The organism is Nitrospira sp. T9, from assembly GCF_052156535.1.
Taxonomy (GTDB): Bacteria; Nitrospirota; Nitrospiria; order Nitrospirales; family UBA8639; genus Nitrospira_E.
Genome location: NZ_JBQKUP010000044.1, coordinates 248,331 through 268,528, shown reverse-complemented (window position 1 = coordinate 268,528; position 20,198 = coordinate 248,331). Strand labels below are relative to the sequence as shown.

8 protein-coding genes and 2 pseudogenes are annotated in these 20,198 nt (G+C 54.8%); 9 read left to right on the top strand and 1 reads right to left on the bottom strand.

Annotated elements, in window-relative coordinates; translation table 11 throughout:
• Nucleotides 1-863 precede the first annotated feature (863 nt).
• From tkt to zwf, 3 genes and pseudogenes are all read left to right on the top strand, one after another.
• Nucleotides 864-2,945 carry a transketolase gene (gene tkt, locus ACTRXD_RS22255; RefSeq protein ID WP_442433959.1) on the top strand — a complete coding sequence of 694 codons (2,082 nt, stop codon included), beginning with the start codon at nt 864-866 and terminating at the stop codon, nt 2,943-2,945.
• Between the two features lie 51 nt (nt 2,946-2,996).
• Nucleotides 2,997-3,640 (top strand): annotated as a pseudogene (locus ACTRXD_RS22250) (phosphogluconate dehydrogenase (NAD(+)-dependent, decarboxylating)); the annotation flags it as partial.
• Between the two features lies 1 nt (nt 3,641).
• A complete protein-coding gene (gene zwf / locus ACTRXD_RS22245) occupies nt 3,642-5,048 on the top strand; it encodes a glucose-6-phosphate dehydrogenase (protein WP_442433958.1) in 1,407 nt (468 codons plus the stop codon).
• Nucleotides 5,049-5,132: 84 nt separating this feature from the next.
• On the opposite strand, the gene modA is transcribed toward zwf, so the two are convergent.
• On the bottom strand, nt 5,133-5,936 hold the full coding sequence (modA, locus tag ACTRXD_RS22240) for a molybdate ABC transporter substrate-binding protein (RefSeq protein ID WP_442433957.1): 804 nt from the start codon (nt 5,934-5,936) through the stop codon (nt 5,133-5,135).
• Between the two features lie 804 nt (nt 5,937-6,740).
• On the opposite strand from modA, the pseudogene ACTRXD_RS22235 reads away from it, so the two are divergent.
• The 6 genes and pseudogenes from ACTRXD_RS22235 (at nt 6,741) to ACTRXD_RS22210 (ending at nt 20,192) form a co-directional block, all read left to right on the top strand.
• Nucleotides 6,741-9,936, top strand: a pseudogene (locus tag ACTRXD_RS22235) (efflux RND transporter permease subunit).
• Nucleotides 9,929-11,185, top strand: a complete 1,257-nt coding sequence (locus ACTRXD_RS22230; RefSeq protein WP_442433956.1) for an efflux RND transporter periplasmic adaptor subunit — start codon at nt 9,929-9,931, stop codon at nt 11,183-11,185. Before ACTRXD_RS22235 ends, ACTRXD_RS22230 begins: the two are co-directional and overlap by 8 nt.
• A 14-nt stretch (nt 11,186-11,199) precedes the next feature.
• The gene (locus ACTRXD_RS22225) at nt 11,200-12,816 is read left to right on the top strand and encodes an efflux transporter outer membrane subunit (RefSeq protein ID WP_442433955.1); all 1,617 of its coding nucleotides are present in this window, start codon (nt 11,200-11,202) and stop codon (nt 12,814-12,816) included.
• Nucleotides 12,817-14,133: 1,317 nt separating this feature from the next.
• Nucleotides 14,134-17,313 (top strand): efflux RND transporter permease subunit, encoded by a 3,180-nt coding sequence (locus ACTRXD_RS22220; protein ID WP_442433954.1) that lies wholly within the window; start codon nt 14,134-14,136, stop codon nt 17,311-17,313.
• 1 nt (nt 17,314) lies between these two features.
• Nucleotides 17,315-18,568, top strand: coding sequence for an efflux RND transporter periplasmic adaptor subunit (locus ACTRXD_RS22215; RefSeq protein WP_442433953.1), 1,254 nt, complete (start codon nt 17,315-17,317; stop codon nt 18,566-18,568).
• A gap of 55 nt (nt 18,569-18,623) precedes the next feature.
• Nucleotides 18,624-20,192, top strand: a complete 1,569-nt coding sequence (locus tag ACTRXD_RS22210) for an efflux transporter outer membrane subunit (RefSeq protein ID WP_442433952.1) — start codon at nt 18,624-18,626, stop codon at nt 20,190-20,192.
• Nucleotides 20,193-20,198: the final 6 nt, after the last annotated feature.

Below are 20,198 nucleotides of genomic sequence, written 5' to 3'. Positions count from 1 at the left end.
ACACCCCCATGAAGTCTAATCAGGCTTCCCGGCGGGCTTTTTTCCGATCAAATGTCCTTACGCCGGGAAGAGTTTAATGGTTTCCTCATTGAATAAAATATGAAAGAACACTGCGTTCTCCATTGAATTCATTAACATTAATTTTCCATGACGATTACGCCATGAAGGACGTTAAAAGACCTTTTGCCTGTGCATAACCAGCCACCTTTCCTTTCGTCGCTTTTCAGAAGATGTCCGCAAAATAGTGCATAAGTAGTGAAATTAGTAAAAAGTGTTCAGCTCGACTGAATTCGTTCGTTTCTTGTGAATCCTCCGGGGAGGTTGGTTGATCCCAAACAGGATTTGACTTTTCAGAGAGGCGAAGGCCTTTTCCACATTGGCCATTGGAGCTGCGCTCACAGATCCTCAGGCTTCAACAGGCCGACAGGCATTGGGCCAACGACTCGTGGAATGGAATATGAACATTTCCGAAAAAATGACTGACAGGACAATCGCGGCACGACCGGTTACGAATTTGATCTTCTGTTGGATCATCGGTTAAATAGGACAATGGTTGAAGGACGAGGATTTTCAATATGAGCAGGGCATCCTAACAAGTGGAAAGATTAAAACAGCTGAGTTGTCGGGGATCGCCTGACGCAATCCCCCTTGTCATGGAAGGACCGCAAGGAGGAAGCCACTTGTCAGAATTTTTTAGAGATGTCCTGGGAGTACTTCAACGTCGAGGTATCCGGTAGCAATCGGTAAAGAAGACACTGAAGAAAAAGACCTCAAAATAATCTCTTACCTTACTGGATGGCCTTGCCCCCCACGAATTCTTCGAGGGGGGGGCCACCAAAGGAAGCCTGCAAGGAAAACGTACGATGAATACCACAGAAGCAACTCTCAGTCCGGCACAATTGGAGCAATTATCGATCAATACGATTCGTTTTTTGTCGGTGGATGCGGTGCAAAAGGCCAACAGTGGTCACCCTGGACTCCCGCTGGGCGCGGCCCCGATGGCCTATGCCCTATGGACACGATTTCTTCAACATAACCCCTCCAATCCTCACTGGTTCAATCGAGACCGATTCGTTCTGTCGGCCGGCCATGGATCGATGCTGTTGTACAGCTTGCTCTATCTCACCGGCTATGATTTGCCGCTCGATCAGATCAAACAGTTTCGCCAATGGGGCAGCCTCACGCCGGGTCATCCCGAGCGAGGGGTAACTCCCGGCGTGGAAACCACCACAGGCCCGCTCGGTCAGGGATTCGGCAATGGAGTGGGCATGGCTATCGCCGAAGCGTACCTCGCCGGCCGTTACAATCGGCCCGGGTTCGAGATCATCCATCATTACACCTACGGGCTGGTCAGCGACGGTGACCTGATGGAAGGCGTTGCGGCCGAAACCGCGTCTCTTGCGGGTCATTTGAAGCTGGGCAAGCTGATCTATCTGTACGACGATAATCGGGTCACGCTCGCCGCGTCCACCCAGCTCACGTTCACCGAAGACCGCGCCCAACGGTTTGCGGCGTATGGCTGGCACACACAAACGATCGACGACGGCAACGACGCGAACGCCATCGATCGCGCCATCCATGCCGCGCGTCAGGACACAGACCGGCCCTCACTGATCCTTGTGCGGACGCATATTGGTTATGGTTCCCCCCACAAACAAGACACCTTTGCCGCGCATGGCTCCCCACTCGGCGAGGAGGAAGTGAAACTGACGAAACAGAAGCTTGGCTGGCCTATTGACCCGCTATTTCTTGTACCGGAGGAAGTTAAGCAGCATTGTCGCCAGGCCATTGACCAGGGTCGCCAAACGGAAGCGGAATGGCATGCGACGTTTGCGGCATATGAAAAAGAATATCCGGACCTTGCCCGTGAACTTCGCTCACTCATCAAGGGCGAATTACCACCAGGCTGGGACACGCACATTCCGCAATTTCCCGTCGATGGCAAAGGCTTGGCCACCCGCATTGCCTCGGGAAAAATCATGGACGCAATCAGCAAGACACTCCCCGGCCTGATCGGGGGCTCGGCTGACTTGAATCCGTCCACGTTCACGGAACTGAGCGAAGCCGGTAACTTTGGGAATTCCTCCATGGCAATCGGTGATCTGCAAGGATCGGCGGGCGGCGGATGGAGTTATGCCGGGCGTAATCTCCAGTTCGGGGTTCGCGAGCATGGGATGGGTGCGATCATGAACGGCATGGCCACGCACGGCGGTACCATTCCATTCGGGGCAACGTTTCTGACCTTCTCCGATTACATGCGGCCGCCGATTCGCTTGGCGGCACTGATGGGGTTACAGGTGGTGTATGTGTTCACGCATGACAGCCTCGCCCTGGGGGAGGACGGCCCAACCCATCAATCCGTTGAGCAGGTCGCCAGTCTTCGAGCAATTCCCAAACTAATCGTGATCCGTCCCGGCGACGCCAACGAGACGGCGGTGGCTTGGCGCGTTGCCATCGAAACGCGGGACCGCCCGGTGGCCTTGATCCTGACACGGCAATCGGTGCCAACGCTCGACCGCACAGAGTTTTCCGCTGCAGAGGGCCTTCAGCGCGGTGGATATATCCTGGCCGAGGCCCCGAATGGGGATCCTGATGTCATTCTGATCGCCAGCGGGTCGGAAGTTCCGCTGATTGTGGAAGCGCGACAGAAACTGCTGGAACAAAAAATCCAGGTGCGCCTCGTCTCGATGCCGAGCTGGGAACTATTCGAAGCCCAGTCCCAGGAATACCGTAACACGGTGTTGCCGACGTCAGTCAGTGCAAGACTTGCCGTCGAAGCGGGAGTGTCTCAGGGTTGGGCTCGCTATGTCGGCAACCAGGGTGACGTGCTCGCCGTGGATCATTTTGGTGCATCGGCCCCCGGCGAAATTGTCATGCGAGAGTATGGCTTCACTGTCGCCAATGTATGCAGAAGGGCTCTGGCTCTCCTGGAAACGCCACGTTGAAGATCGGAAGACACGAATACCCATTTTAGGAGGGAGAGACACGATGTAACTGTTGAGCCCGCCTACTGTCTGATGATCGGCGGAGAGGATGTCGTCAAGCACTTGGAACCCATCTTCAAGACCATCACGCCGGGAATCAAGTCGGCGCCACGCACTCAGGGCAGAAGCGGCGCCTCCACTCCGGCCGAACAGGATATTTGAACTACGGCCCGAGCGGTGCAGGACATTTCGTGAAAATGGTCCACAACGGAATAGAGTATGTCATCATGGCCGCCTATGCCGAATGCCTCAACATCCTCAAACATGCCGACGTCGGGCTACACCCCAGGGAACAGGATGCCGAAATGACTCCGCTGCGTGACCCGGAGGCCTATCAGTACCAGATCGACGTGGGCCAGGTCGCCGAGGTATGGCGTCGGGGCAGTGTGGTGTCCTCCTGGCTCCTCGGTTTGACCGCGGCCGCGCTGGTTGATGATTCGGAGCTGACCGGGTTTTCGGGGAAGGTCTCGGATTCCGGCGAAGGGCGCTGGACGGCGCTGGCCGCAATTAACGAGGACATGCCGGCGCCGGTGAGCCACGTAGCGCTCTTCGGGCGATTTGAATCCAGAGGGGAGACCGACTATGCCAATCAACACCTCTCTGCCATGCAGAAGCAGTTCGGCGGACATGATGAGAAGAAGGAAAGAGGAAGGTGAAATGAGCAGAACCAAAGGCAATGAGACGCGGTCCGATGCCCTGGTATTCTTCGGAATATCGGGCGATCTGGCGCATAAAAAGATTTTTCCTGCGCTCTATGCAATGGCGAAACACAAGGCACTGACGGTGCCACTGATCGGCGTCGCGGCCCCACACTGGAGCCTGGCGCAATTACGTAAACACGCGAGGGAGAGCATAAAGCAGGCCGTAAAGATCGATGACCATGCCGCCCTCAGTCACTTGCTTTCTCACATGCAGTACGTGGGGGGCGATTACAATGACCCGGCGACCTTCAACGCGCTCAAACAGGCACTAGGCAGTGCCCGACGCCCGGCGCATTACCTCGCCATTCCACCAGCCTTATTCGCAACCGTAATCAAAGAGCTCAATGCCGCAGGTCTGGCCGATCAGGCGCGGATCATCGTTGAAAAGCCGTTCGGGCGCGACCTGGCCTCGGCGCGCAGCCTCAACCGCATCGCACGATCTGCATTCCCCGAGGACTCGATTTTCCGTATCGACCACTTCCTTGGAAAAGAAGAGATCATGAATATCCTCTATTTTCGCTTCGCCAATTCGTTTCTTGAACCGATCTGGAACCGTAACTGTGTCGCCAGCGTCCAGATCACGATGTCCGAGGAATTCGGCGTGGAGGATCGTGGTGCGTTTTACGAAACCGCCGGCTGTCTGCGGGACGTCGTCCAGAATCACCTCTTCCAAATCGTCTCACTGCTGGCCATGGAGCCTCCGGCCTATCAGGGCTATGGTGCCGTCCATAACGAAAAAGCCAAAGTGTTCCAGGCTATGCGACCCCTACGGCCCAACGATGTCGTACGTGGCCAGTATACGGGCTACCGGAAAGAGCGCGGTGTGTCCAAGGACTCGGACGTGGAGACCTTTTGCGCTCTGCGGTTATTCATCAACTCGTGGCGCTGGCAGGGCGTGCCGTGGTACCTGAGATCGGGAAAATGCCTGCCGACGACAGCGGCGGAGGTCCTGGTGGAATTAAAGCCGCCACCGCAACGCCTGTTCGACGATTCCCAACCGGCGGTCGGACGAGCCAATTATCTCCGGTTTCGGCTCTCCCCAAACTCCGCTGTCGCGCTCGCCGCGCGCGTCAAGCGTGCCGGAAAAGAGTTCATTGGCGATCAGCAAGAGCTATATCTGCTCGAAGAGCAATCGGGGAAGGAAGGGCCCTACGAGCGGCTGTTAGCTGACGCCATGGCGGGCAACGGCGCACTCTTTACCCGTGAAGATGCGGTTGAGGCAGCCTGGACCGTGGTCGACTCAGTCCTGAAAACGCACCACGCGGTCCGTCCCTACAAGCGCGGCAGCTGGGGGCCGAAAGAAGCGAACGCGCTCATCGAAACTGACGGAGGTTGGCATAATCCCGTCATGTCGCAAGCCTAACGAGTCTGCCTTCATCCCTCGTGGAACGTCGGGCTCACTTGAGCCTGCTCCGAAAATTTCTTGGATGAGTCCTGGCCCTCGGCGTCACCCATTCGATGACACGGAATCGAAACTATGATCAAAGCCATATTTGAGTAGGAGCTTTTGTACGCGAGGACTCATGATGTAATCAAAAAATTCTTTTGCCACATTCAAGGATGCTTTCCGACAAGTCCACACCACCGCTTCCCCTAAGCGGACCGGTATAGGCGTGCTGCCCGGATTTTCATCAATGATGCGCACGTCCGGATTGTTGATCGCATCTACCCGATAGACGATGCCCAGGTCTGCCCTCCCCGTGTGAATCAAGTTCATGATATCCCCAGCGTGGTCTGCTTGTAGAAGCTTGAACCGACTCTTATACGCAGGATCGAATTTAGTGAGTGCCCGGACCGTGATTTCCCCCAACGACGAAGTTTTTGGATTTCCCAAGACCATGCGGGTGGCTCCATCGGGCTGAGCCTCGTGAAAGGCGACCGGCATGACGCGTGAGGTCGCCGACATGACAAGTACGAGACTAGTCTGTGCATAGATCCGAGGCCCTCCGTTGAGAGTCAGCCCCTTGTGTTGGAGTTTTTTAACCTCCTCTACCGCCGCAGGGAGGAACAGATCGATCGCCGCTCCCTGTTCAATTTGTTTGCGCATTGTTTGCGACGGACCGTACACGACCTTTACGGCCGCACCATATTCTTTCTCAAACATCGGCACTATTTCCTGTAATGCCGACCTCAAGCTTGGAGCAGCCCCAATCGTCAGAGCTTCAGCCTGAACAGGCTCGCCGGGTGCCACGACACCTAGGATGCCACCCACCAGCGCTATCGCCATACCAAAATTCCGAATTCCCATCATGATACTCAGCTTTCCGACCTCCATCGTTAGAGGATCTAAATTGTAAAATGAATAAATGAGGCTGAATCTATCCTCGATCAGAGTTTTAGTGAGATGATTTCTGCTGATGCGTCTGCATGGCCGCAAAGCCTCCTCCCCTAATTTTCGCCACACAGCTGGCAATCGGTTCGTTGCCTGTCCACCATTAACTTCGTCGCTGCACCACCCGCCTTCCTGCCGTCATGCGCCTAGGAAATATTTGGTTACAAATCAAATCGCCCCATTGAGGTCCAAGGATTAATCATTTGTGTCCCAGGAGAAAACTTTCAACCCGTTACCATGCCCATCAAATTCTTCTTCCTGAGATAACAAATAAAAAACATGGGAACTCAATTGGGAGTATTAGCAAAATAAATGCCCACGGCGGATCCATAAAACGGAATGAGAAAAACCCGTTCAATTCGAATCTTTTTGAGCCATTCTCTGCATTTTCTTCTCTAACGGCCTGACCCTCCAATCTTTCGGAATTGTGAAATTTCGCACGATGCGCTCAGTGCATAATCCCAATTTCCATTCCTTAAACTTTGCTGTTCAACACGTTCGACGTAGACCTGTTGCCGACGACACCGCGCCAATAACCTGCTCGCATCCTGCCTTGGCTTCCTGAAATGTAGAGGTCATTTAGCTTGGTAAGGATTTTGCTAATCGCTAGGGAAACCGTTTTGATCAGTGGCTGAAACCGGAATCACAGAAACCAAAGAGGTCGTTTAGCTAAATGATGTTTAACATGACAGAAACTCAACCTGTTTTTGGGAGGCTTCGTGCATGAATCAGATCGTCCTCATTGCTCTGCGACGCCCGTACACCTTCGTGGTTATGACCATCCTCATCGTGCTCTTGGGGGTTATGACGGTGCGCCACATGCCCACCGACATCTTTCCGGATATCACGATTCCCGTCACCTCTGTGGTCTGGATCTATTCCGGCATGCTTCCGCAGCAGGTAGAAGGGCGCATCACGTATCTGTTCGAACGCTTCCTGACTTCGACGGTGGAAGGCATCAAGTATATCCATAGCCATTCTTACTTCGGCAGCAGCATCACGAATATTTTCCTCCAGGATGGAGTCGACGTGGGCAGGGCTGAAGCGGATATCGTGGGGATCGCACAGAACGTCGTCAATGCGCTCCCACCCGATATTTCGCCGCCCATGGTCATGCGTCTTGCCCCCTCCTCTATTCCGGTGGCCATGCTCCAAATCAGCTCCGATCACCTGACACCGGCGGAACTCTATAATCTCGTCTACATGCGAATCCGCCCCCTGCTCGTGACGGTACCGGGGATTGTCCTGCCACACCCATACGGCGGCCAGGATATGCAGGTTATGGTCAACCTCGATCAGCAGAAATTGCTCGCCCGTCAACTCACTCCGGCGGACATTCACAAAGCGCTCATGCAGCAATACCTCGTGCTACCGTCCGGCGACATCAAGATCAAGGAGACCGACTGGATCGTCATGACAAACGCCTCACCGTTGAAGATTGAGGATTTCGCCGATTTCCCGATCAAGCGTGAAGGCAACGCATTCGTCTACCTGCGCGACGTGGCCACGGTACGCCTCATGGGTCGTGTCCAACAAAACGCGGTACTGGTGAAAGGCAAACAGACCGTCATCCTCGTCGCGATGAAGAGCACCGAAGCCTCGACCCTTGACGTCGTCGATGGGATCAAGAAGATGATCCCGCGCGCCGAGCAGATTTCTCCGGAGGGGGTTGAGATCAAGCTCATCGACGATGCCTCGACTTTCGTGAAAGATTCGATTTCGGATGTTTTGCATGAAATGCTCATGGCCGGTGGGCTGGTCGGCATCATCGTGCTGTTGCTGCTTGGTTCATGGCGGGCCACGGTCATCGTCTGGACCTCGATCCCGCTGTCTATTCTGACCGCCATCATCGGGCTGCATCTGCTCGAAGAGACGATCAATGTCATGACCTTGGGCGGGTTGGCGCTGGCCGTCGGCATTCTGGTCGACGATGCGACCGTGATGATCGAGAATATCGATCGCCATATCGAAATGGGCAAACCCCTCGAACAAGCCATCATCGACGCCGCCAACGAGATCGTCGTTCCGACCCTCGTCGCCACCCTCTGCATCGCAATCGTCTGGCTCCCGCTCTTCGAGCTTAGCGGTGTCGCCGGCTACCTGTTCAAACCCATGGCGGAGGCGGTCATCATTGCAATGCTGGCGTCCTTTATCCTGTCACGAACACTCGTGCCGACCATGGCGAAATATATGCTGAAGGATCACCATGTCGCAGCCGCATGAACCCCACAAGGAGTCCGGCGCGGAATCATCGGCCAACGTCTTCGTCCGCTTTCAAAACGGGTTCGAACGCGGCTTCAACCGGTTCCGGGGGCGCTATAGCGCGCTACTCGAACAGGTGATCGCCAACCGGCGGGCCTTCGTCGCCACCTCCCTGGCCATCGCCGTGGCTTCCATGTCCCTCTTTTTCTTCCTCGGACGGGATTACTTTCCCGAGATCAGGTCGAGCGTCATGACGATGCATATGCGAGCGCCGCTCGGGACACGCATTGAGGTGTCAGGACGGATTGCCACTCTTGTCTCCAACACCATCCAGGAGTTATTGCCCGGTAAGGTTGAAAACATCGTCAGTAATTGCGGCCTGCCGGTCGGACCGCATAATCTCGCCTTCATTCCGACGCCAACGATCGGCTCCCAGGATTGTGACTTGACGATCCTCCTGAATGATGAAAAATCCCCCGTCTGGGACTATCGGCAAATTCTCCGCAAGGGCTTGAAGGAGCGCTATCCTGGAACCGAATTCACCTTCCAACCGTCCGATCTGACTGCAAAAATTCTTAATTTTGGGGCGCCTGCCCCGATCGATGTGCAAATCAACGGCCCGGACATGTACCCCAACTATGAGTTTGCCCGTAAATTGGTGGGCAAATTTCGTGAGATTCCCGGTGCCGCAGACGTGGTGATCCAGCAGACGATGCGCACACCAACCCTCATGGTCGAAGGCAATCGCACGTTCGGACTCGGGGTCAACAGGTCCCTCAAGGAAATGGCGGACAACCTGCTCATGACGACCGCCGGGAGCCAACAAACCGATCAGATCTATTGGCTCGATCCCAGTACCGGCATGTCGTACCTGATTAATGTCTATACGCCGCAGCCACAGATCAACAGTGTCAATAGTCTCAAGACCATCCCGGTTGAGGCCGCGAGCAATTCTGCGAAGGATAAACAAGGGCAGGAAGTGCAGCTCCTCGGAAATTTGGCCGACATTACGGCGACGGGCACGCCGGGCGTGATCACGCACGGGAACATTATGCCGCTGTTCAACATCTATATATCCGCCGAAGGACGAGACCTCGGCGGCGTGTTGGCGGATGTCCAGAAGGTCGCCAAAAGCATGGAAGACGAGAAGCCACGCACCGCTGAGCTTGAAATCCACGGCCAGGCCTCGTTGATGCACGATGCGTATTTCGAACTGATCTTCGGACTTCTCGCGGCGGTCGTGCTCATCTATCTGCTGATTGTCGTCAACTTCCAATCCTGGCTGGATCCTTTCATCATTATTACAGCTCTCCCCGGCGCGCTGGCGGGCATTGCGTGGGCATTGTTCCTGACCCATACGCGGCTTTCGGAGCCCGCCCTCACGGGCGCCATTATGACCATGGGCACGGCAACCGCCAATTCAATCCTTGTCGTATCCTATGCGCGCGACAGGCTCAAAGAGCATGGCGATGCATTGCAGGCCGCGATGGAGGCCGGAGTAACCCGCTTCCGACCCGTGCTCATGACGGCCTCGGCCATGATTTTCGGGATGGTCCCTATGGCGACAGGGTATTCCACGAATGCGCCTCTGGGACGCGCCGTCATCGGTGGCTTACTTGTTGCCACCGTTTTTACCCTGCTGTTTGTGCCCTGCGTTTACGCGATGATTTATAACAGGCGAGCGGCTCGCCGGAAGGACCATGCATACAATGCGTAAGATTATTCGTGGAAGATTCATGGTCATCTCGGTTGCCTTCCTGTGTATCTTCTACCTCGGCTATCGGGTTTATGAGAGCAAAAGCGACGCCTCTCTGCTGCGCAAGGAGACACACGAAAACGCCGTCTCCACCGTGGCGGTCATCCATGCAAAGCCGGTACCGCCGACCGAGACCATTACGCTCCCCGGTACTGTTGAGGCTTGGTTTCAGGCTCCGATCTACGCGCAGGTCTCCGGCTATGTGAAGATGTGGTACAAGGACTACGGCGCGTTAGTGAAAAAAGGCGATATCCTCGCCGAAATCAATGCGCCCGCTCTCGACGCCCAATATCACCAAGCCAAAGCGGATCTGGAGTCGGTGCGCGCCATCTATTCCCTCGCCGAAATCACAGCCAAGCGCTGGCTTGCGCTACGCAAAAACCATGCGGTCTCCGAGCAGTCGATTTCGGTGAAGGTAGCGGAAGCGAAAGCTGAATTGGCAAAGGTCAGGGCAGCGGAGCAGAACGTCAGGAACTTTGAGGCCCTCATTCGGTTCAAAACCATTGTCGCACCCTATGACGGGGTGGTAACCGTCCGGAACATCAATGTCGGCGACTATGTCAATAAGGAAGGGACGATCAGTTCCCCCGGCTCGGTCAGCAATCTCTTTACGGTGGCCGACGTGAGTCTGCTGCGCCTCTTTGTCTCGGTGCCGGAGTCGTTCGGACCCTTCCTCCAGCCAGGACTGACGGCCGACGTGACAGTGCCACAATTGCCCGATCGTCATTTCACCGCCAAATTCCTGACCGTGGCACGTGGATTCGACGTCAGCACACGTACCGCAATTACCGTATTCACGATCGAAAACGAGGACAGGGCTCTCTGGCCGGGCTCCTACGCCCAGGTTCACCTCACGGCCCCGGTGGACCGGAAAGTGTTCACGATTCCATCCACCTCGTTAGTATTTCAGGAACACGGCACGCAAGTGGCAGTGGTGGCAGAGGACCACCGTGTGCACTTCAACCCCATTACCGTGAGCAAACTTCTCGACAACGCCGTCGAAGTAGCCGAGGGAATTTCCACCACCGACCGCATCGTGAACAACCCCAGCGCCGCGTTGCTGGAAGGGGACACAGTGCGCATCGTGACGCCTGCCCCCGGTTATGACCTTACCAATACCGACGACCCCGCACCGACTGACCCGCCCGCACCAACAGCCGCGCCGGCGCCGAACGAGCCACCGACATCAAAGGAACACATTTCACCATGAGAGTCGCTATACCCATGATTAGCGAAATTTTATCCCCAAGACTTGAAGTATGGCGTATCTTTCTACCCCGTGCGTGGCGCTACGGCTTGATCCTGCTGACACTCAACTTACCGGCTTGCAATTGGTTCCCGGCTGTCGATTTGGCGCCTAGCTATGAACCGCCGCAATATGTCGTTCCGGCCTCATGGAAAGGGGCAAGTCCCTTCGTCGAGGCGAAGCCGTCGGATGATGAATTACGCCCGGATTGGTGGAAACTTTTTAACGATCCAATTCTGAATAGTCTTGAAGAACAGGCCATGGCAACCAATCCGGATCTACAGGCCGCCGCAGAACGATTCGTTCAGGCTCGCGATATAATGATGAGGGCCCGATCACAGTATCTTCCTCACGCCGGTCTGGGATTCGGCGCCTCAAACAATAGGCAATCCAACAATAGTTTGTTTCGCGGGCTCGGCGAAGACAACCGGGAAGTGTCCATTTCTACCGGGGGTCTCGCGTCCTGGGAGCCCGATTTTTGGTCCGCACTTCGCAATGCCACGCGGGCCGAACTCTACCGCGCCGAGGAGCGAGCCGCGGATTATGGCCTGGCGCGACTCAGCCTGCAGGCGGAAATTGGGGCGAACTATTTCACACTCCGCGGTTACGACGCGCAGACGGCGATCTATACCCAATCGATCGACCTCTATCGAAACGTGCTCAACCTCGTCAATGCACAATTCGCCGGCGCGATCGCATCGGCGCTCGACGTCGCCCGCGTCGAATCTCTGCTGTTCAGTACGGAGACGAAATTAGCCCAGATTCAAGGCCAACGCCAAGTGACGGAACAGGCAATCGCCATTCTCGTCAACATGACGCCGAGCAGCTTCACGATCGAGCCGGTGGATGACCTTCGGGTAGAGAGTTTCTCCATTCCCAGAACCATCCCTTCCACCTTGCTGGAGCGGCGGCCCGACATAGCCGGGATGGAGCGTCAGATGGCACAAGCGAACCGCGTCATCGGCATCGCCCGCGCCGCTTTTTTCCCCGATGTGCGGTTCTCGGCCGGCGGCGGGTTCGAAGATACCGGTTTCAGTTTGATCAAGCTCGCCAGTAGTTTTTGGTCCTATGGGTCCACTGTTTCGTTGCCGCTCTTCCAGGGTGGATATCGCCGCGCCCAATTACAGCAGGCCTGGTCGGCCTATCGCGAAACGGAAGATCGCTACCGTGCCACCGTGCTGAACGCCTTTCGCGAAGTCGAAAACAATTTGAGCCTGACCAACCGGCTGACCCTGGCGGCCAATCGGCAGGGCGCCGCAGTCGGCGCCACGCTCAAGACGCAAAATCTGACTACGGAGCTTTATCGCGGCGGGTTGGCCTCCAGCCTTGAACTCATCTATGCGCAGGTCGCCACACTCGAGGCGCGTATCGACTTGGTGGCTATCAAGGCTGAACTGCTGAGGGCTTCGGTTGCGCTCGTCCGCGCGCTCGGCGGAGGCTGGAACCGCAACCAATTGCCCGCCGACGAAGAGATCCAACCATTCGATACGTTCCAATATGTCGATCTCGACAAACCACCACCTGCCGGAGGCATCGATGTGAATGCGGTCAATAATGGAGTGAATAATGATTTGACCAAACCACCCACTCCTTGAAGAATGCTTGACCGTGCAATAATAATCAAAAATGAGCCCCTTTAATCTGCGCAGATAAATATCGGGAAATCGAGCGCAATTTCAATCCTCAACTCTGTAAACAGGTGGAATCCTGCTCATCGAGATACTCATTGGAGCCTTTACTCCCCCTATTCATAGGAAATGATCAGTCAAAGGCTCTAAAGAATGTTGATTTTACCATGATTTTCATGGCACCCGTCTGACCCTCCTTTCCTAATTTCAGCCTCCGTGTTCGAATTGTTTGCACATTGGAACTTGTCTGGGCTCGATGTTTTTGGCACGGACGGGTGAAGCGTTCGACAATCGGAGACCATGGTTATGCAGATCCTCCTCATGAATCGATTCTTATACACCACTCTGATCATTCCCGAGGACGATGTATTCTATGCTGTTATCCAATCTATCAACGGATTCAGCAAGGACCTTGGAATAGAATCATCGCTGTCCGTTCTTCTTCTCATATTCAGCGGATTAATCTAGAGGCGAAAGGCCAGGGATTGGAAATAATCCCACCTATGACCAATATTTTGAACTCCAAGCGGTCACCTCGTGTTGACAGGGGGTCAAAGGCACATTTGAGCAGGAGTTGCTGGTGCGATTGCCCAGCATGAAATAAACAATTCTTTCCCATTACTAAAAGTCCGACTCTGAAAGCTCCAGACCATGGCTTGTCCAATCTGGATCGACGTATGTTTCCTGAGGAGCGGTTATTCAAATAATAGGCAGACGCAGAACGGCTGCCAGGACGAAGATCTGTCGCTCTTCCTTGAGAGGCTGTCGCTTCATTTGTGATCTCCCAACTTCCTCAAACATTCAGAAAAACCACATCAACCTACCCTTTTTTCTTGACAAAACAGGGTCCATGTCAATTGGAGAATATATACATGTGACCCTATAAAGAAAAACTGCTTCAATCCCACATTTCTGACAATTTCTCCATGATTTTTTGTCGAATCGCCCAACTTTGGGGATTTTGCGGAAGTAGAAGATTCCGCCTGATGCACGCCTTGCTAAAAATGCACTCAACATTTGCCAAGCTTTGCTGTATAAAAGATTCCAGTTGAACAGATGAAAAGGATACTGGTGAGCACCTGTTGCTCTTACTGACCCGGATATCGAGAGAATCCAAATTGGGTATTGTTTTGCTATTCGGTAATCCAATTTGGTAATTGTTCTGCTGTTCTCCAGAAAAGATGCATGAGTCAGGGGATGTATCTTATACGATTCATGGGGTACGCAGTGTCTCAATGACAAAAACCTCAACCCGCCTTTAGCCGCATTTAGCAGAGATTGCGCATGAATCAGCTTGTCCTCATTGCTTTGCGAAGGCCTTTAACCTTCGTTGTTCTTGCCATTCTCATCGTGATATTCGGGACGAAGTCGGTGCTCCAAACCCCAACCGATGTCTTTCCGAATATCAGGATTCCCGTCATCTCCGTGGTTTGGTCCTACGCAGGCTTGCTACCGAGTGATGTGTCCGGGCGTATCACGTTTTACTTCGAACGCGCCTTGACCTCAACGGTGGAAGGCATCAAGAAGATCGATAGCAAATCCTATTTCGGCATCAGTATTATCAATATCTTTCTTCAGGAGGGAGTCAACCTTGCCGGTGCCGAAGCCGAGGTTGCGGCGATTTCGCAGACCGTTGTCAAAGCCCTGCCGCCCGATATTTCACCGCCTATGATCATGCGTCTCGAGGCATCATCCGTGCCGGTGGCCATGCTGCAAGTCACCTCCGACACGCTAACGCCCGCGGAGCTCTATAACCTTGCCTTTACCCAAATCCGTCCCCTGCTCGTGACGATTCCCGGAGCGATCCTGCCGCACCCATACGGAGGACAACCGAAACAGCTCCTGGTCTCGCTCGATCAGCAAAAACTTCTTGCCCGTGGCCTCACTCCAGCAGATATTTTCCATGCCTTCGATAGGCAGAATAAGGTGTTGCCCGCAGGCGACCAAAAGATTAAGGCCACTGATTGGATGGTCCAGACAAACGCGATGCCGTTGCAGGTGGAGGATTTCAACGATATTCCGATCAAGCGAGACGGAAACGCCTTCATTTATATGCGTGATGTCGCCAATGTGACCCTCGCCGGCCCGCCACAAACGAATGCCGTGCTGGTGGAAGGCAAACAGGCCGTCACCCTCGTCGTCATGAAGAGCGGGGAGGCTTCGACCCTGGAAGTGGTTGACGGGGTCAAGAAGGCAATTCCGCGTATTGAAAAGATTGTGCCCAAGGGCGTGGAGGTTAAAATTCTCAACGACGCCTCACTTTTCGTGAAGGAATCGATCGCGGACGTGGTGAAAGAAATGGCAACGGCTTCCACACTGGTTGCCCTGATCGTCTTGTTGTTGCTCGGCTCATGGCGGCCAACCGTTATCATCGCCACCTCAATCCCGCTCTCCATCCTGTCCGCACTCATCGGCTTAAACTTATCCGGAGAGTCACTGAATCTCATGACGTTGGGCGGATTGGCATTGGCCGTCGGCATACTCGTCGACGACGCGACGGTCATGATTGAGAATATCGACACCCATCTCGCCATGGGCAAACCCCTCGATGAGGCGATCGTCGACGCCGCCAATCAGATCATCGTCCCCACGTTGGTCGCCACGTTAAGCATCGCCATCGTCTGGCTCCCGCTCTTCGAGCTCAGCGGCGTATCCGGCTGGCTATTTGCACCAATGGCGAAGGCGATCATTTTCGCCATGCTCTCATCGTTCATCCTTTCCCGGACGCTTGTGCCAACCATGGCAAAATATATCCTCGCGGATCACCACGGGCCACCGGCATCTGAAGACGGCAGTGGGGGCCAACCGGAAAAATCCCAAAACTTCTTCGTCCGCTTCCAGCAGGGTTTCGAACGCGGTTTCGACCGGTTCCGTGAGCGTTATAATGCCCGCCTCGAACAAGCAATTGCCCATCGCCGCACCTTCGTTGTCATCTCCCTCTCGCTCGCACTTGCCTCCCTCAGCCTGTTCTATTTCAACGGACGAGACTTCTTCCCCGAAGTCAAGTCGGGGACGATGCAGATGCATATGAGAGCGCCGCTCGGCACACGTATTGAGGTCTCAAGCCGTCTCAGCTCTCTCGTTTCGAAAGACATCGCGCAGATGCTTCCCGGGCAGGTTGAAGGGGTCGTCAGCAATTGCGGCCTGCCGGTCGGACCGCATAACCTCGCTTTTATACCGACGCCGACGATCGGGTCGCAGGATTGCGACCTGACGATCGACCTGAAAAATGAAAAGTCACCGGTTTGGGACTATCGGCGTATTCTCCGCAAAGGTCTGCGGGAGCGGTATCCAGGCACCGAATTCACGTTCCAGCCGGCTGATCTGACCGCCAAAATTCTCAACTTTGGCTCGCCGGCACCGATCGATGTGCAAATTAATGGGATGGAAATGTACGCCAACTACGAGTTTGCACGGAAATTGGCCGGAGAGCTCCGCAAGATTCCCGGCGCCAGTGACGTGACGATACAGCAGACGATGCGCACGCCGACTCTTTTCGTTGAAGGCCAACGCACGTTCGGTCTCGGCACAAACCTGAGCGAGGGGGAAATCGCCGACAATCTCCTGCTGTCCACTTCTGGTAGTCAACAGATCGATCAGCAATATTGGCTTAATCACAAAACCGGCATCTCCTATCAGATCAACATTTATACGCCACAGCCCCAGCTCACGAGTATTAAAAATCTCATGACGGTCCCAGTCGATCAGAACAATCTCGACTCGTCGCAAGATAACGTACAGCTACTCGGCAATGTGACTACACATTCAATGATCGGGACGCCTGGCCTGATTTCGCACGCGAACATTATGCCGCTGTTCAATATCTATGTGTCTGCCGAAGGGCGCGACCTCGGAGGCGTTCTGGCGGATGTGGAGAAGGCTGCCAAGGGTCTGGAGGACGAGTTGCCACGCAGTGCAGCGCTTGAAATTCATGGGCAAGCCGAAACCATGTACGAGGCGTATGTTGAGTTGATTGTCGGCCTCATCTTTGCCGTCGTGCTGGTGTATCTCCTGATCGTCGTCAACTTTCAATCCTGGCTGGATCCCTTTATCATTATTACAGCATTGCCCGGGGCTTTGGCGGGTATTGCCTGGGCATTGTTCCTGACACACACGAATATTTCCGTACCGGCGCTGACGGGGGCCATCATGACGATGGGCACCGCAACCGCCAATTCGATTCTTATCGTATCTTACGCCCGTGAACGGCTCGAAATACATGGAGACGCGATTATGGCTGCCGTCGAAGCCGGAAAAGCCCGCATCCGTCCTGTGCTCATGACGGCATCGGCCATGATCATCGGCATGCTGCCGATGTCAATGGGCAACTCCCCCAACGCGCCGTTGGGTCGGGCTGTCATCGGCGGCCTGATGGTCGCGACCGTATTCACTCTGTTTTTTGTGCCCTGCGTGTATGCCATCATCTACAACCGTCGAGGGTCTGGCCAAAAGGCCAGTGGATAATATGAAGATCCTGCGTGGGAAAGGTTTTGTGATCCTCGCCATCCTGCTTGGCATTCTATACATGGGCTATCGGATCTATGCACACAACAGCGGCGCCGCTGCGCTACGCGAGGAGACCCTTGCAGACGCGGTCCCAATCGTAGCCATCATCAATCCCAAACCGTTACCGTCAACACAGACCATTACCCTCCCAGGCAATATTCGTGGCTGGTATGAGGCACCGATCTACGCACAGGTCGCGGGTTATGTGAAAATGTGGTACACGGATTACGGCGCGAAGGTGAAGAAGGGCGATGTCCTGGCTAAAATCAACGCGCCGGCTCTTGACGCTCAATATCGGCAGGCCAAGGCGGATCTGGCATCTGAACGCGCCCTATATGGTCTCGCCAAATTGACCGCAAAACGTTATCTGGCGCTCCGCGACAAACATTCCGTCTCCGAGCAGTCGATTTCAGTAAAGGTGGCAGAAGCGAATGCCCAGGCGGCAAGGGTCAATGCCGCAGAGCAGCATGTCAGAAATTTCGAGGCGCTGATTCGGTTCAAAACAATCGTGGCGCCCTTTGATGGTGTAGTGATTGATCGCAACATCAATGTCGGTGACTATGTCAACAAAGAAGGCACGATCAGTTCTCCCACTGCGATCAGCAACCTCTTTACGGTGGCCGACGTCAGCAAGGTGCGCCTCTTTATCTCTGTGCCGGAGTCTTTCGGAGCATTCCTCAAGCCAGGCCTGACGGCTGAGGTAACTGTGCCGCAATTGCCCAGTCGTCGCTTTACAGCAAAATTCCTTACTGTCGCAGGCGGATTTCATGTGAGCACCCGCACCGCCGTTACCGAATTCGTGCTGGACAACGAGGACAGAGCCCTCTGGCCTGGCTCATACGCCAAGGTAACTCTCACGACGCCCGTTGATTCTGATTTCCTCACGATTCCAACCAGCGCGATGGTGTTCCAGGAGAACGGCACGGAAGTTGCCGTGTTGACGGATGATGATCGCATTCATTTCAAATCAATCACCGTGGGCAAAATCCTCGACGCCACGGTTGAGGTCACAGAGGGGATTTCCTCCACCGATCGCATTGTGAATAATCCCAGCGCGGCATTGCTCGAAAACGAAAAAGTGCGCATTGTCACGCCAGCATCTGGTTATGACCGTCTCAAATCCGATTCACCTCCTTCAAAAAACCAAACAGACATAGCCGCGTCAAAGGCCCAAACAGAAGCACCTATGACAAAAGACCAATCATCAAAATGACGGTCGTCGACACATGGTAAGCAAAGCCTTGCGAACACGACCAGAAATGCCATGTATGTTGTTGACTTGGGTATGGCGTAGCAGCGTATTTATGATTGCCCTTCATCTATCGGCATGCTTGCCACACGTGGATCTCGCGCCGGACTATCAACCAGCCGAATTCGTCGTCCCCGTTTCATGGCACGGTTCCAGTCCCTTCGTCGAAGCGAAGCCCTCGGATGGAGAATTACGACAGGATTGGTGGATGCTATATCACGATCCGGTGTTGAATACCCTTGAAGAGGAGGCCATGGCGGCAAATCCTGATCTGCAGGCGGCCGCTGAGCGTTTTGTCCAGGCCCGCGATATGATGATGAAAGCCCGTTCACGGCGTATCCCACATGCCGGTCTGGGGTTCGGCACCTCCCGCAATAGGCAATCCGAAAATCATCTGTTTCGCGATCCTGATATTTCGGATACTGCCTCGACGGTTTCCGTCGGGGGGATTGCATCCTGGGAGCCAGATTTCTGGTCGGCGATCCGCAACGCCACGCGCATTGAGATGTACCGGGCCGAAGAACGTGCGGCTGAATATGGGCTTGCGCGCCTCAGTTTGCAGGCGGAAATTGCGGCGAACTATTTCACCCTTCGTGGCCTCGACGCCCAACTTGCGATTTATACACAATCAATCGATCTCTATAAGGGCTCCCTGGAACTGATCAAGAACCAGTTCACCGTCGGGATCGCGTCACAACTTGACATTGCCCGTGTCGAATCCCTGCTGTTCAGCACTGAGACGAAAGAAGCCGAGGTTCGAGGCCAACGGCAGGTGACGGAACAGGCGATTGCCATCCTCCTCAATAGAGCGCCGGCCAGTTTCACCATCGAACCGGTCGCCGACCTCCGTGTGGAAAATTTCGAGGTGCCCCAGACAATTCCATCAACCTTATTGGAGCGTCGCCCCGACATCGCGGCGATGGAACGCCGGATGGCCCAGGCCAACCGTGCCATCGGCATCGCTCGCGCGGCCTTTTATCCTAAAGTAACGTTCCTGGCCGGCGGGGGATTCGAAGATTCCGGCTTCGATCTGATCAAGCTTGCCAATAGTTTCTGGTCCTACGGGTCCGCCATTGAGCTCCCGCTCTTCCAGGGTGGATTTCGCCGCGCCCAATTGCAGCAGTCCTGGTCGGTTTATCGCGAGACGGAAGACCGATACCGTTCGACGGTGCTCAACGCCTTTCGCGAAGTCGAGAACAATTTGAGTCTGACCAACCAGCTCACCACAGCGGCCAAACGGCAGGACGCCGCCGTCGGGGCCTATCTCAAAACGCAAGACCTGACCTCCAGCCTCTATTTTGGCGGACTGGCCTCCAGTCTTGAGCTCATTTACGCCGAGGTCAACACGCTAGCGGCGCGTATCGACTCCGTAGCAATTAAGGCTAATCTGCTGAAATCTTCCGTGGCCCTCATTCGTGCGCTGGGCGGGGGCTGGAACCGCAACCAATTGCCCGCCGATGAACAGATCCAGCCCTTCGATACGTTCCAATATGTCGATCTTGATAAACCACCATCAGCCGGGGGAATCGATGTCAACGCGGACAATAAGGGGGTGAATAATGATTTGACCAAACCACCCAATCCTTGACCCACC